Source organism: Polaromonas sp. P1_E12 (assembly GCF_056405975.1).
The window spans coordinates 38,009-51,020 of record NZ_JBFUBB010000005.1 but is presented as its reverse complement, the minus strand read 5'-3'; the positions used below and the strand labels follow the sequence as shown (position 1 = coordinate 51,020).

13 protein-coding genes are annotated in these 13,012 nt (G+C 63.3%); 6 read left to right on the top strand and 7 right to left on the bottom strand.

Annotated elements, in window-relative coordinates:
• Positions 1-121: 121 nt before the first annotated feature.
• Complete coding sequence (locus AC1D13_RS14935) at positions 122-406, bottom strand: DUF4148 domain-containing protein (protein WP_477666869.1); 285 nt, start codon at positions 404-406, stop codon at positions 122-124.
• Positions 407-612: 206 nt separating this feature from the next.
• On the opposite strand from AC1D13_RS14935, the gene AC1D13_RS14930 reads away from it, so the two are divergent.
• The 6 genes from AC1D13_RS14930 (at position 613) to AC1D13_RS14905 (ending at position 5,763) form a co-directional block, all read left to right on the top strand.
• Positions 613-1,539: a LysR family transcriptional regulator gene (locus AC1D13_RS14930; RefSeq protein WP_477666870.1), complete on the top strand. Its 927-nt coding sequence runs from the start codon at positions 613-615 to the stop codon at positions 1,537-1,539.
• A 380-nt stretch (positions 1,540-1,919) separates the two neighbouring features.
• The gene (locus tag AC1D13_RS14925) at positions 1,920-2,279 is read left to right on the top strand and encodes a DUF4148 domain-containing protein (protein WP_477666871.1); all 360 of its coding nucleotides are present in this window, start codon (positions 1,920-1,922) and stop codon (positions 2,277-2,279) included.
• Positions 2,280-2,479: 200 nt separating this feature from the next.
• Positions 2,480-3,085, top strand: a complete 606-nt coding sequence (locus tag AC1D13_RS14920; RefSeq protein ID WP_477689802.1) for a TetR/AcrR family transcriptional regulator — start codon at positions 2,480-2,482, stop codon at positions 3,083-3,085.
• A 93-nt stretch (positions 3,086-3,178) separates the two neighbouring features.
• The gene (locus AC1D13_RS14915) at positions 3,179-4,015 is read left to right on the top strand and encodes an oxidoreductase (protein ID WP_477689801.1); all 837 of its coding nucleotides are present in this window, start codon (positions 3,179-3,181) and stop codon (positions 4,013-4,015) included.
• Complete coding sequence (locus tag AC1D13_RS14910) at positions 4,012-5,013, top strand: NADP-dependent oxidoreductase (protein ID WP_477666874.1); 1,002 nt, start codon at positions 4,012-4,014, stop codon at positions 5,011-5,013. The genes AC1D13_RS14915 and AC1D13_RS14910 overlap by 4 nt, the downstream gene beginning before the upstream one ends.
• A 45-nt stretch (positions 5,014-5,058) precedes the next feature.
• On the top strand, positions 5,059-5,763 hold the full coding sequence (locus AC1D13_RS14905; protein WP_477666875.1) for an SDR family oxidoreductase: 705 nt from the start codon (positions 5,059-5,061) through the stop codon (positions 5,761-5,763).
• An 85-nt stretch (positions 5,764-5,848) separates the two neighbouring features.
• On the opposite strand, the gene xylB is transcribed toward AC1D13_RS14905, so the two are convergent.
• Genes xylB through AC1D13_RS14875 form a run of 6 tightly spaced genes read right to left on the bottom strand, consistent with a single transcriptional unit; the run spans position 5,849 to position 13,008 of the window.
• Positions 5,849-7,318, bottom strand: coding sequence for a xylulokinase (gene xylB, locus AC1D13_RS14900; RefSeq protein WP_477666876.1), 1,470 nt, complete (start codon positions 7,316-7,318; stop codon positions 5,849-5,851).
• 3 nt (positions 7,319-7,321) lie between these two features.
• Positions 7,322-8,476, bottom strand: a complete 1,155-nt coding sequence (locus AC1D13_RS14895) for a Gfo/Idh/MocA family protein (protein WP_477666877.1) — start codon at positions 8,474-8,476, stop codon at positions 7,322-7,324.
• Positions 8,473-9,498: a sugar phosphate isomerase/epimerase family protein gene (locus tag AC1D13_RS14890; protein ID WP_477666878.1), complete on the bottom strand. Its 1,026-nt coding sequence runs from the start codon at positions 9,496-9,498 to the stop codon at positions 8,473-8,475. The genes AC1D13_RS14895 and AC1D13_RS14890 overlap by 4 nt, the downstream gene beginning before the upstream one ends.
• A 7-nt stretch (positions 9,499-9,505) precedes the next feature.
• On the bottom strand, positions 9,506-10,468 hold the full coding sequence (locus tag AC1D13_RS14885) for an ABC transporter substrate-binding protein (RefSeq protein ID WP_457282651.1): 963 nt from the start codon (positions 10,466-10,468) through the stop codon (positions 9,506-9,508).
• A gap of 55 nt (positions 10,469-10,523) precedes the next feature.
• Positions 10,524-11,534 (bottom strand): ABC transporter permease, encoded by a 1,011-nt coding sequence (locus tag AC1D13_RS14880; protein ID WP_457282702.1) that lies wholly within the window; start codon positions 11,532-11,534, stop codon positions 10,524-10,526.
• The gene (locus AC1D13_RS14875) at positions 11,521-13,008 is read right to left on the bottom strand and encodes a sugar ABC transporter ATP-binding protein (RefSeq protein WP_477666879.1); all 1,488 of its coding nucleotides are present in this window, start codon (positions 13,006-13,008) and stop codon (positions 11,521-11,523) included. The genes AC1D13_RS14880 and AC1D13_RS14875 overlap by 14 nt, the downstream gene beginning before the upstream one ends.
• Between the last annotated feature and the right edge of the window lie 4 nt (positions 13,009-13,012).

Here is a 13,012-nt window from a genome sequence, read left to right as displayed (position 1 = left end):
CCGGGATACTTCCGTATGCGGACCTGAGTGAATCCCGTACGCCCAAATGCCATCGCCCCGGCAACCTTTGGCTACCGGGGCGATAGTGCTGAAGCCGGCTGCTACCGGCGCCTTAGCAGGCTTATTGCTGGCTGGTCTTCACGAGTTCAGCAGCAGCTTGGGGTGCTGCACCGGCCTTCTCGGCGCGGGGAGCGCCGAGGTTTTGCTGGGCGGTGGCGCCGTTGTAGCTGGAAGCAGAGCTGGCATTTTGGGCGTGTACCACTTCGCTTTTGACTTCCGCGCGGGTTCTGGTCGCAGGTGCCTGCATCTGGTCAAACAGATAGGAGTTGAAGGTTTGGGCAGAAGCAGCCACGGAAGTCAGGGCGGCAACAGCCACAACGGAAGCGGCGATAAAGTTCGATTTCATGATGAATATCCTCTCAAAGTTAAGTGACGTTCCGGGCATGGCGGGCTCATCTTCCCGTCTGTCCAGCCTCGGTGAGTCGCCTTGTAGTGGGCTTCGGCTCATCGATGTATGAACTTTATTCCATTCAAATCAATCAAAAAATAGCAATTTCAACAATACATTACTGTCGAATCAGCAACAATAGAGGCATTATTTAGGGGTAAACCATGGACCGGCTTCAATCAATGCGCGTTTTTCAGCAAGTGGTGGATGACGGGAGTTTTGCAGCGGCAGCGCGCAAATTCGACATGTCTTCCGCCGTGGTGACCCGGCTGGTCGGCGACCTGGAAGATCACCTTGGGGTGCGGCTGCTGCAGCGCACCACCCGCCGCCTGGCACTCACCGATGCGGGGGAAACCTACCTGGCCCGCGTGCGCCATATCCTGAACGACATTGATGAAGCCCACGCCGCCGCCCAGGCGCACGCCCAGGAAATGTCAGGCGTCATCCGCATCCTGACGCCGCCGGTGTTCGCCACCCATGTGCTGGCGCCGCTGGTGGCCGAGTTCGGGCGGCGCTACCCCAAGGTCGTGCTGGACATCCATGCGGACTCGCCACTGGTGCCGCCCATTGAAGACTACGACCTGACCCTGCTGGGCGCCGCTGATACTTTCGACGCCAACATCATTGCGCGGCCCATCGCCTCCTCGGACGGCATCCTGTGCGCCTCGCCCGACTACTTGCGGGAGCATGGCATTCCGCTGCAACCGGAAGATCTCGCCAGCCACCGCTGCCTGCGCGTCAAGCTCCAGGCGAACCGGCACCGCACCCTGCGCCTCATCAACCCGGAGGAACACAACCGGGAAGTGGAGGTTCAGATCGAACCCGCGCTGCTGGTCAACAACACCACCGCGCTGATTCGGGCTTGCCTTGACGGCGCCGGCATCAGCATCCAGGCCATCGACATCGTGGCGAAGTACCTCCAGAACGGCGAGCTGCAGCGGGTTTTGCCGCATTGGATCACGGGAAGGAACACGCTGTATGCAGCGCTGCCCAGCCGCAAATTCATTCCTGCCCGCACCAGCGTGTTTCTGGAGTTCATGACCGAGTACACGCGCGCTGTGCTCAAAAAGATGGAAGCGCGGCAGGACTGAGCCTGCGCCGGGCGCACGGCAAAAGCACTCACGCCAGCGGCCGGTGTGGAAATGCGGCCTTGCGGCCCCATGTATCAACGGCAGCCTTTGCCCGGTTTGCCGGCGTATGCCGTGAAACTCCACCCTCGCCAAACACGTTGCGCCAATCGCGAAGACGTGAACGAACTTTTTGCACACCAAAAAGTTCCAGGACTACACGCCGTTATTGTTCCGGTTTCGACAATTGAATGTTCTGCCAATACGCACTTGTGTATCTGCGCCGCGGAACAAGGTTTGATACATCGGTGAGCCACCTATTCAAAGCGACTCAGCGATGAAGGCCTCACGGGCAGAACGCCCGTCCGACCTGTTTTCACAATTGTTCTTAAAGGAAATTCACCATGAAATCGACGAAACTTGTTTCCGCATCCGTTCTTGCCCTTGCAGCGCTCGCCTCGGCGAACAGCTTTGCCCAGGACAGCAACTACCCCGGCAATGAAGTGAGCGCCGCCAGCACCAGGACCCGCGCCGACGTCCGCGCAGAGTTGCTGCAATCACCGCGCGCGTCATACCAGGTCAACAGCGACAGCAGCTATCCTGGCACTGATGCCACCCCCGTTGCAGGCACCAAGACCCGCGCCGAAGTCCGCGCTGAACTGGAGCAGGCACAGCACGAAGGCTACAAGCTGAGCGTTGACAACTCCTACCCCAGCGACTTCAACGTACCTGCCGCACACGGCAGGGCACACTCCGCGGGTTAAGCAGCGCCGCACCGCCAGCCGGCGTGTGCATCTCTCGTTAAACCGCATTGCAACGTCCAGGAAGCCTCCGGCTTTCTGGACGTTGGCCTGCGCGCAGCACCGTCCCTTCCTTCCCTGTTGTCCATCCTGGCGTCGCGTGAAGGACATTCAACAAGTCAGCGATCAAAATTGCCTTGGCACGCATAGTTGCAAAATCATGTATGATACGTATCATGCGAAACACCAAGATCAACGCCAGAACGGCCGCCAAGGAGGCCTCCCACGAACGTATCGTCTCCGTAGCCGCGCGGGCAATACGCCGCAGCGGCTATAGCGGCACCGGCGTGGCCGACATCATGAAAGAGGCCGGCCTGACCCATGGTGCGTTTTACGCCCACTTCGCGTCGCGCGAGGCCATGCTGGCCGAAGCCGCAACGCGGGCCTGTGCCGAATCGGCGGCCGTGGTGGCGGGTGTTGCGGCCGGCTCGCCGCCTGAACAGGCCATGGCGGCCATGTTGCGCGCCTACCTCTCACCGGAGCACCGGGAGCAGGTTGAGATGGGCTGCCCCCTGGCCGCGCTGGGTTCGGAGACGCCGCGCCAGGCGCCTGAAGTGCGCCGCGCGACCACCCGGCATGTCAAGGAAATGGTGGATTTCGTCGCCCGCCAGTCACCCGATTGGGGCCAGCCCGGCGCCCACGAGCGCGCGCTGGCGACGGTCGCCACCATGGTCGGCACCTTGCTGCTGGCGCGCGTGGTCGACGAGCCCGCGCTGGCGGACAGCTTTTGCGAAGCCGCGCTGAAGCAGCTGGTACCGGTCTCCCACTGAATTCATTTTTTTTGAAGCACGCCTGCTTTTTTCTTCGCCATTACATATGACGATCATCATTCAAAATTCACTTCAAACTGAAAGAACAACACCATGAACACCGAAAACAAAATTGCCCTTGTGACGGGCGCCTCCTCAGGCATCGGAAAAGAGACGGCAGAGCGGCTTGCAAAAGCCGGCTACAAGGTCTACGGCACCAGCCGGCGCGGCGACCGGACGGGCGGGCAGCCCTTCGAGATGCTGGCCCTGGATGTGACCCAGGACGCGTCGGTTGAAGCCGCGGTGCAACAGCTGATTCAGCTTGAGGGCCGCATCGACCTGCTGGTCAACAACGCGGGCTTCGGCGTCGCCCCGGCTGGTGCGGAGGAAAGTTCGATCACGCAGGCCCAGGCGATCTTCGACACCAACTTCTTCGGGATCGTCCGAATGACGCGCGCCGTCGTGCCGCACATGCGCCGACAGGGCGCGGGACGCATCATCAACATCGGCTCGGTGCTTGGTTTCCTGCCAATGCCGTACGGGGCACTGTATGCGGCGACGAAGCATGCCATCGAAGGCTACTCCGAGTCGCTTGACCATGAGCTGCGCACGAGGGGCATCCGGGTCTCGGTCATCGAGCCTGCATACACGAAGACGCCGTTCGACGCGAACTTCCTGGAACCCGACGCTCAGCTCGATGAGTACCGCGAGGTTCGCGCTGCCGTGAGCCAGCGCGTGAAGGAAGTGATGGCAACTGCGGAACAGCCAGGCGTCGTGGCGGACGTCGTGCTGAAAGCTGCCAGTGCCGCTCGTCCCAAACTCCGATACACCGCAGGCGGACTCGCGAGTCGCCTGCGATTGCTCCGCACATTTGCGCCTGCGGGTCTGGTGGATGCCGGGATTCGAAAAGATCTGCGGCTCGACGTGATGCCAACAGTGACAACATCATGAAAGCATTCATCGTTGAACGTTATGGAAAAAAGAGCAGTTTGCGGTTGACGGACATGCCGAGCCCGGAGCTGCGCGATGACGAGGTCATGGTCCAGGTGCATGCCGCTGGCGTGAACCAGCTGGACTTCAAGATCCGCGACGGCGAGTTCAAACTCATACTGCCCTATCGCCTGCCTCTCATTCTGGGCCACGACGTCGCCGGAGTGGTCGTCAAGGTCGGCCCAGGCGTGCGGCAGTTCAAGCCGGGCGATGAGGTCTATGCGCGGTCCGATGATTTCCGGATTGGCACATTTGCGGAATTTGTCCCGGTCAAAGAGGCATCCCTGGCGCTCAAACCTGCGGGGCTCACGATGGAAGAAGCCGCGTCCATCCCGCTGGTGGCTTTGACGGCCTGGCAGGCACTGGTTGAAAAGGCCCAGCTGAAAAAAGGGCAGAAGGTCTTCATCCAGGCTGGCTCAGGAGGCGTTGGCACCTTTGCCATCCAGTTGGCCAAGCACCTGGGCGCCACCGTCGCCACGACGACCAGCACGGGCAATGTCGCACTTGTGAAGAGTCTGGGCGCGGACGTCGTGATCGACTACAAGACGCAGGACTTCGAAGACATCTTGCGCGACTACGACGTGGTCCTGAACAGCCAGGACGGCAAGACGCTTGAAAAATCCCTGCGGATTCTCAAGGCCGGCGGGAAGCTCATCTCCATCTCCGGCCCACCCGATCCCGCATTCGGCAAGGAAAGCAGTGCTCCTGCATTCGTAAAGCTGGTGATTCGCATGCTGAGTTCAGGCATCCGGCGCAGGGCAAAGAGCCGTGGAGTTGACTACGCGTTCCTCTTCATGAAGGCAAGTGGCAGCCAACTGCGCGAGATCACGCGGCTCTTCGATGCTGGAGCCATCCGTCCAGTGATGGACCGGGTCTTTCCGTTCGAAGCAACCAACGAGGCCTTGGCCTACGTCGAGGCGGGCCGTGCAAAAGGCAAGGTCGTCATCAAGGTCAAGTGAGCCAGTTTTCCCTCATCAGCTTTTCCCACCTACTGGAGTTTTCTCATGCAAATCAAAAACGCTGTTGTTCTCGTCACCGGCGCCAATCGCGGCATCGGCCTGGCATTCGCGCGCGAGCTGCTCGCCCGCGATGCCCGCAAGGTCTACGCGGCCGCTCGCGACCCTGCCACCATCACCTTGCCAGGCGTTCAGGCTTTGAAGCTCGACGTCACCAAGCCGGAAGACGTAGCGGCCGCCGCGGCACTGGCGTCGGATGTCACGCTGGTAATCAACAATGCCGGCATTGCCCAGCCGGGCGGTTTTCTGGCGGCCGACAGTGAAGATATCACCCGGCGCATCTTCGAGACCAACGTCTACGGCGTGTTGCGCATGAGCAAGGCCTTCGCGCCATTGCTCAAAGGCAACGGCGGCGGCGCCCTGCTCAATGTGTTGTCGGTAGCCTCGTGGGTGAACGGCGGTGAGCTGGCAGCTTATTCAGCCAGCAAGTCCGCGGCCTGGTCGCTCACCAATGCCTTGCGCAGTGAACTGGCGGCGCAAAAGACGCAGGTGCTGGGGCTGCACATGGCCTATGTAGATACCGACCTCACGCGCGGCTTCGAGGTTCCGAAGTCCAGCCCTGAAGACATCGTCAAGCGTGCGCTCGACGGACTCGAATCGGGGGCTGATGAAGTGCTGGCCGATGAAATCACCCAACATGTCAAAGCCGGGATGACGGCGGCCAGACCCAGCTACCTTCCGCAGGCATCCTGACTTCGAAACCTGGCCGGAGCCTCTGCGCCTGCAGGTTGTGGCCGATGCCATCGCCACGCCAACGCACGGGTGGTGACTCCACTTTCTATGGCTGAAAGTGAGGTGCGAGGCTGCTGTACAACCCTGCCAGACGGGCGGCGCGGTCCTGCATCCGCGTGCGCTCGGCCGCTCGCACCTCGAATACGCCAGTCACCTCTGGCGCACGAAATATTCCCGCCGCTTCGCCCGGATCGCAGGCCAGCCAGGCCAGCCGGGCCGCGCCCAGCGACGGGCCAACCTCGGCATCCGCGTGCCGGACTACCTGCAGGCCGGTAGCGTCGGCCAGCATTTGAGCCCAATAGGCATTGCGCGAGCCGCCGCCAATCAGGCTGACACACGCCAGGCCAGGCTGAACCGACTGCAGCGCGGCAATCCCCTGCGCCATGCCCAGGCACACACCCTCGAGCGTGGCATTCACAATGTCTTCGCGCTGCGTGCCTGCGTGCATGCCGAAGAACACGGCTTTGGCATGCGGATTGTTGTGCGGCGTGCGTTCGCCGTTCAGATAAGGCAGGAACAACGGCGTATCTTCACGCAAGCCGCGCTGCTCCGCCTGCGCAAGCAGCACGGCCACGTCGCGCTCTCCCAGCAGCCCCGCTGTGAACTCAAGGCACGAGGCGGCCGACAGCATCACGGACATCAGGTGCCAGGCCTGCGGCAGCGCGTGGCAGAAGCTGTGCACCGCCTGCTGCGGATTCGCGACAAAAGCGCCGGTAGCCACGAACACCACGCCGGACGTTCCAAGGGACAGCATCGCGTCGCCCGGGTTGACCACGCCGGCGCCCAGTGCGCCTGCGGCGTTGTCGCTGGCGCCGGCCACCACCGACACTTCGCGCAAGCCCCAATGCTGCGCCACCTCGGGCAGCAGGGTTCCGGTGACCTCCGGGCCTTCATACAACCTGGGCATGCAGTCGGAGGACAGACCGCAAGCGGCCAGGAGCTCGTGACTCCATTCGCGCCTTCCGACATCCAGCCACAGCGTGCCGGATGCGTCGGACAGATCGGTCGCATAGTCGCCGGTCAGACGCCAGCGCAGCCAATCCTTGGGCAGCAGTACTTGCCGGATCCGGTCGAACACGCCGGGCTCGTGTTTGGACACCCAAAGCAGCTTGGGCGCCGTGAAACCCGGCATCATCAGGTTGCCGGTGATCTGCCGCGACTGCGGCACCGCCCGCTCCAGTTCCGCGCATTCCGCCGCCGCCCGGCCGTCGTTCCAGAGGATGGCCGGCCGCAGAACTTCACCGCGCCCATCCAGCAAGGTTGCGCCGTGCATCTGCCCGGTCAGGCCGATGGCCTCGATCTCGCTGCCTGTGCGGCCGCCGCGCCGCAACTCCTGCAACGCGGCACCTACGGCGGCATCGCACGCACGCCACCATTCGGAAGGATGCTGCTCGCGCCACAAGGGATGGGGGGCATCCACCGACAGCGGCGCGGAGCCGCTGGCCACCAGGCGGTGGCCACGGTCCAGCACGACCGCCTTGACACTGGAGGTGCCCAGATCAATGCCCATGAACATCGGTCAGTCCCCGAACGGCGTCCACTTGGCCGTACTGGCCGCAGACTGCACCACCTTCTCGATGAACCGCACACCGCGGGCGCCATCTTCGAGGCGGGGATAGTCGGCGTCCAGCGGATCCGGTGTACTGCCGGATTGCAGCGCGCGGATGTGCGCAGCCACTCCCAGGTAGACATTGGCAAAGGCTTCGATAAAGGCCTCGGGGTGCCCCGTGGGCAGTCGTGTCGCGCGGCGGGCTGCCTCACCGAGCCACGGCGAGCCCCGCGTCAACATGCGGGCCGGGCCGTCGATGGGGGCATGCAGCAGCCGGTTGGGCTCCTCCTGGCGCCAATCCAGCGTACCGGTGGTGCCGAACACGCGCAGCCGCAGGTCGTTCTCGCAGCCCACCTCGATCTGGGACGCGATCAGCACGCCCCTGGCGCCGTTCTTGAACCGCAGCAGGACATTGCCGTCGTCGTCAAGGCGCCGGCCCGGCACGAAGATGGTGAGGTCCGCGCAGATGCTTTCCAGCTCCAGCCCCGTCACCGTCGCCACAAGGTTCTCCGCGTGCGAGCCGATGTCGCCGATGGCGCCGGCCACGCCGCTGCGCGCCGGGTCCGTCCGCCAGTCGGCCTGCTTCTGCCCGCTTGCCTCCAGGTGGGTGGCAAGCCAGCCCTGGTTGTATTCGACGATGACCTTGCGCACCACGCCGATCGCGCCGCACGCAACCATGTCACGCGCCTCGCGCACCATAGGATAGCCCGTGTAGTTGTACGTTACACCGAAGATGGAGCCGCTGCGCTTGACAACCCGAACGAGCTCCGCTGCCTCCTCGCTGGTATGGACCAGCGGCTTGTCACACACCACATGGATGCCCGCCTCGGCGAACGCGCGGGCGACGGGGAAATGCACATGGTTGGGCGTGACGATGGAAACGAAATCGATGCGCTCGTCCTTGCTGCGCCGCAGTTCGCCTTCCAGCAGGTCTTCCCAGCGACCGTGGTTGCGTTCATCCCGCAGGCCGAGGTCGCGGCCCGATGCGCGCGCGCGCTCAGCATCGGAGGACAGTGCACCGGCCACCAGCTCCATCTGCCCATCCAGCGCCATGGCCTTGCGGTGCACAGCGCCGATGAAAGCACCCTGCCCGCCGCCCACCATTGCATAGCGCAGTTTTCTCATGAGCCCGCCATCCCGCCCTGCTTGGCCTTGTCGAACACGGCATCGAAAGCACCCGCGGCAGGTTTGAAGTCCAGCCGCTTGCTGTAGGCCGCGCTTTCTGTGGCGCCATGCACCCGATCCATGCGGCTGTCTTCCCACTCAACGCTCAAGGGCCCGTTGTAACCCACGTCGTTGAGCGCGACGATGATGGATTCGAAGTCGATCTGCCCGCGCCCGACACTGCGAAAGTCCCAGTGGCGGCGCGCGTCGCCGAAATTGGTGTGCCCGCCGAAGACCCCCACGGTGCCGTCGCCCCGGCCCCACCACACGTCCTTCATGTGCACGTGATAGATGCGGTCACCGAATGTCCGGATGAACTTGACGTAGTCCACGCCCTGGTAGCCCAGGTGGCTGGGGTCGAAGTTGAAACCGAAACGCTTGTGACCTCCCACGGCGTCGATGGCGCGCTGCGCCGAAGCGATGTCGAAGGCGATTTCCGTGGGGTGCACTTCCAGCCCGAAATTCACGCCACACTGCTCGAACACATCGAGGATGGGTTTCCACCGGTTGGCAAAGTCGACGAAGCCCTTGTCCCAATACTCCTGCGAAGTGGGCGGAAACGCGTACAGCGAATGCCAGATGGACGAGCCGGTGAAGCCCGTCACCACCTTCACGCCCAGCTTGGCGGCGGCACGCGCGGTGTCCTGCATTTCCCGCGCGGCGCGCTGCCGCACGCCTTCCGGATCGCCGTCCCCCCAGACTTGCGGCGACAGGATGGCCTTGTGCCGCTCGTCGATGAGGTCGCACACCGCCTGGCCCACCAGGTGGTTGCCGATGGCGAAGCAGCGCAGCCCGTGCTGTTCCAGCAGATCGCGCCGGTCCTGCACGTAGCGATCGCTCGCCAGGGCCGCCTGCACATCGAAATGGTCGCCCCAACATGCCAGCTCCAGGCCGTCGTAGCCCATGCTGCGTGCCAGGGGTGCCAGCTCCTTGAGAGGCAGGTCCGCCCATTGCCCGGTAAAAAGAGTGACAGGTCTTGCCATGGCTGCCTCAGAACGGGGAATCGGGGAAGTAATACTGCTTGGCGTTTTCCCTGGTCACCAGCACCGACGGGATGATGGTGGTGGCCGGCAGTTTCTCACCCTTCACCCGTGCGGCGGCCGTGAGCTTCATCGCATCGGCAATCATGGCGGGCGAGTAGGTGACGTCGGCCGTCACGATCTTGTCGCCGTCCATGACCTTCTTGATGTAGTCCTTGGAACCTGCGCCGCCCAGCACGAGCTTGACATCGGTTCGCTTGGCCTGCGCGATTGCCTTTTGCACGCCGACCGCCATGTCATCGTCCGAGGCCCAGACGGCGTCGATCTGCTTGAAACGGGTCAAGTAGTCCTGCATCACCTTGAAGGCATCGTCGCGGTTCCAGTTGCCGTGCTTGGCATCCAGAACCTTGATATCGGGATAGTTCTTCATCACAGCCGTGAACGCGTCTACCCGCTGGTTGTCGATGACCGTGGGAATGCCCCGCAGTACTACGACGTTACCCTTGCCGCCCAGGGCTTTGGCCATGTACTCCGCCGATACCTTGCCGAAGCCGGGGTTGTCGCCGGCAACGTAGGCGTCCTGCGCATTCGCATCCGTCAGGCCGCGGTCGACAACCGTGACGTACACGCCTTTGCCCTTGACCTGCGCGACCGGTTGCGTGAGCGGCGCCGACTCGAATGGCAGGATCACGAGGGTGTCGATCTTGTTGGCTGTGTGCAAGTCCTGTACCTGGTTCGCCTGTTCCGAAGCAGACCCGGCCGTCTTGATGGTGACTTTCAGGCCCGGGTACTGCTTTTCCAGCTCGGACTTGGTCCGGTTGGCCCAGTACACGACCCCGCCCGTCCAGCCGTGCGTGGCGGCCGGTATCGAGACGCCGATGTGGGGCTTGCCCTGGGCCATGGCGGAGGGCGCCGCACCCAGCGCCGCGAGAACTGTGGCGCCTGCGGCCATCAGACTTATCAGTGATTTCATGGTTTGTCTCCTTATGTTGTGAGAAACGGCAGCCTTGCCACCTGTGGGGAACCGGTTACTTGCGCCCGCGCTGGAAGAACGCGACGGCGATGATCACGAAGCCCTGCACAGCCGCGTTCAGGTACACACTGATGATGCTGGTCAGATTGAGGATGTTGCCGATCACCGAGAGCAGCACGGCGCCGATTACGGTGCCGGTGATGCCGCCGGCGCCGCCACGCAAGGCAGTGCCTCCGACGATGACCGCAGCGATGGCTTCCAGCTCCCACAGCAGCCCGGTGCTCGGCGAGGCCGAACCCAGGCGCGGCACATAGAGCACGGTGGCAATACCCACGCAAATGCCCAGCAACATGTATGTGAGAACCTTGACGCGGTCCACCTCGACGGCCGCGTAGCGCGCAACCTGCTCGTTGGAACCGATGGCCTGAACGTAACGGCCAAAGGCAGTGCGGTTGAGAACGAGGCCTCCCAGCAAAGCGACAGCGGCGAATACCCACACGGGCACCGGCACCCCCAGCCAGCTGCCGTAATACACCGGGCTGTAAACATCGACCAGTGCACTGTCGAGCGTGATGGCGCCGCCGTTGGAGAAGTAGGTCAGGTACGCGCGGAAGATGCCCAGCGTTCCCAGCGTCACGATGAAAGGCTCGATACGACCCTTGCTGATGAGCAGCCCGTGGCCCAAGCCGAACAGTGCGCCAAGTACGACTGCGAAGGCCATGCCGGTCACCACGGCCGCCATGGGGTTCCAGCCGGCGCCTGCTGTCGCATTCATCAGCAGGATCGTGCTGCCCGCAATCAGCGCGGCCATGGATCCCACCGAGAGATCGATGCCGCCGGAAATGATGACGAAGCACATCCCCACCGCGATGATTCCGATGAAAGCCGTGCGGGTGAGCACGTTCATCGCATTGTCGAGGCTGGCGAAGTTCTCGTTGAGAATCGCACCCGCGATGCACATAAGTGCCAACCCGGCCAGTGGCCCGGCTCCCGTGAAAGAGGGCCATTTGCGCAGTGCCGGCCTGGCGACAGGCACTGGAGCGGCGGCGGTATCAGTGGGTTCCAGTTGCATGGGCAATCAACAGTTCTTCGGACAGCTGATCCTGCGCGAGCTCGGCAGTGAGCCTTCCCTGGCGCATCACAAGGACGCGATGACATAACCCGATCAGCTCGAGCAGCTCGGAGGACACGACGATGATCCCGCGGCCTTCGCTGGCCAGCCGCTGGATCAGGAAATAGATATCGCGCTTGGCGCCGACGTCAACTCCTCGCGTCGGTTCATCCAGCACCACGACTTTGGGATCGGGCTGTAACACCCGCGCGAGCGCCAGCTTCTGCTGGTTGCCGCCGGACAGGGCGGAAGCCGGTATGTCAGAGCGTTGCGTGCGGATGCCAAATGCCGTGGTCGCGGCCACGAGGGCTGCCTGTTCCCGCTGCGGGTCGAGCAGCGGCTTCGCATAACGCTCCAGCGCCATCAGCGTGAGGTTCTGCGCCAGCCCCATGCGCAGGTGCAGGCCACGCGTCTTGCGGTCCTCGCTGAGATACGTGAGCCCCAGCCGTGCGGCCGAACGCGGATTGCGCCGCATCCAGGTTTTGTCCGCTACCTGCACAGATTCCGCGCTGGAGGGGCGCAACCCCAGGAGCCCTTCGAACAGCTCGGTCCGGCCCGCACCGACCAGCCCTGCAAAGCCAAGCACCTCCCCGGCGCGCACCTGGAAACTTGCGTCGTGGCACCACCCGGGTACGGTCAGTCCTTTCACGTCCAGCAGGACGGGCGCGCCGGCCGCCACGGGAAGCCTGCCCGGAAAGAGATCGGCCAGTTCGCGCCCCACCATCAGGCTGGCCATCTGCTGGCGTGTCACGCTCTGCGTGGACCGGCGAGCCACGAAGCGACCGTCGCGCATGACGACCACCTCGTCGGTGATGCGTTCGACTTCGTCCAGCTTGTGGGAAATATAGAGGATGGTGGAGCCTGCCGCTCTCAATTGCCCGATGAGGGAAAACAGGCGCTCGGTCTCGGAGGGCGTCAATGTGGCGGTGGGCTCGTCCATCACCAGTACGCGCGCGCGCCGGCTGAGCGCGCGTGCGATCTCCACCAGCTGTTTCTCGGCCACGATGAGGTCGCCCACGCGGCGCGCGGGGCTGCAATTCAGGCCAACCTGACGCAATGCGGCGCCCGCCTCCCTGGTCATCAGGTCTTCATCCAGCAGCCCGTAGCGCTTGCGCTCATGGCCGAGGAATATGTTCTGCGCAATGGTGAGGTCATCAGCAAGGTTGAATTCCTGATGGATCATCACCACACCGGCCGCTTCGGCCTCGCGCGGCCCCTTGAAACGTACGACATGCCCGCCCACCTCTACCACACCCTCACTGGCGGCCTCGTAGCCGGCCAGGATTTTCATCAGCGTCGACTTGCCGGCTCCGTTTTCTCCAAGCACCCCGTACACCCGGCCCGGTGCGAGTTCGAAACTGACCCCATGCAGTACCTGCACGGGGCCGAAGCTCTTGCTCACGTCTTTGAAGCCGACCGTCAAACTCACTGAG

Bases quoted from the DNA above. Each gene is read 5' to 3' on its own strand.
- AC1D13_RS14935 (WP_477666869.1), bottom strand. From the start codon at position 406: ATGAAATCGAACTTTATCGCCGCTTCCGTTGTGGCTGTTGCCGCCCTG.
- AC1D13_RS14930 (WP_477666870.1), top strand. From the start codon at position 613: ATGGACCGGCTTCAATCAATGCGCGTTTTTCAGCAAGTGGTGGATGAC.
- AC1D13_RS14925 (WP_477666871.1), top strand. From the start codon at position 1,920: ATGAAATCGACGAAACTTGTTTCCGCATCCGTTCTTGCCCTTGCAGCG.
- AC1D13_RS14920 (WP_477689802.1), top strand. From the start codon at position 2,480: ATGATACGTATCATGCGAAACACCAAGATCAACGCCAGAACGGCCGCC.
- AC1D13_RS14915 (WP_477689801.1), top strand. From the start codon at position 3,179: ATGAACACCGAAAACAAAATTGCCCTTGTGACGGGCGCCTCCTCAGGC.
- AC1D13_RS14910 (WP_477666874.1), top strand. From the start codon at position 4,012: ATGAAAGCATTCATCGTTGAACGTTATGGAAAAAAGAGCAGTTTGCGG.
- AC1D13_RS14905 (WP_477666875.1), top strand. From the start codon at position 5,059: ATGCAAATCAAAAACGCTGTTGTTCTCGTCACCGGCGCCAATCGCGGC.
- xylB (WP_477666876.1), bottom strand. From the start codon at position 7,318: ATGTTCATGGGCATTGATCTGGGCACCTCCAGTGTCAAGGCGGTCGTG.
- AC1D13_RS14895 (WP_477666877.1), bottom strand. From the start codon at position 8,476: ATGAGAAAACTGCGCTATGCAATGGTGGGCGGCGGGCAGGGTGCTTTC.
- AC1D13_RS14890 (WP_477666878.1), bottom strand. From the start codon at position 9,498: ATGGCAAGACCTGTCACTCTTTTTACCGGGCAATGGGCGGACCTGCCT.
- AC1D13_RS14885 (WP_457282651.1), bottom strand. From the start codon at position 10,468: ATGAAATCACTGATAAGTCTGATGGCCGCAGGCGCCACAGTTCTCGCG.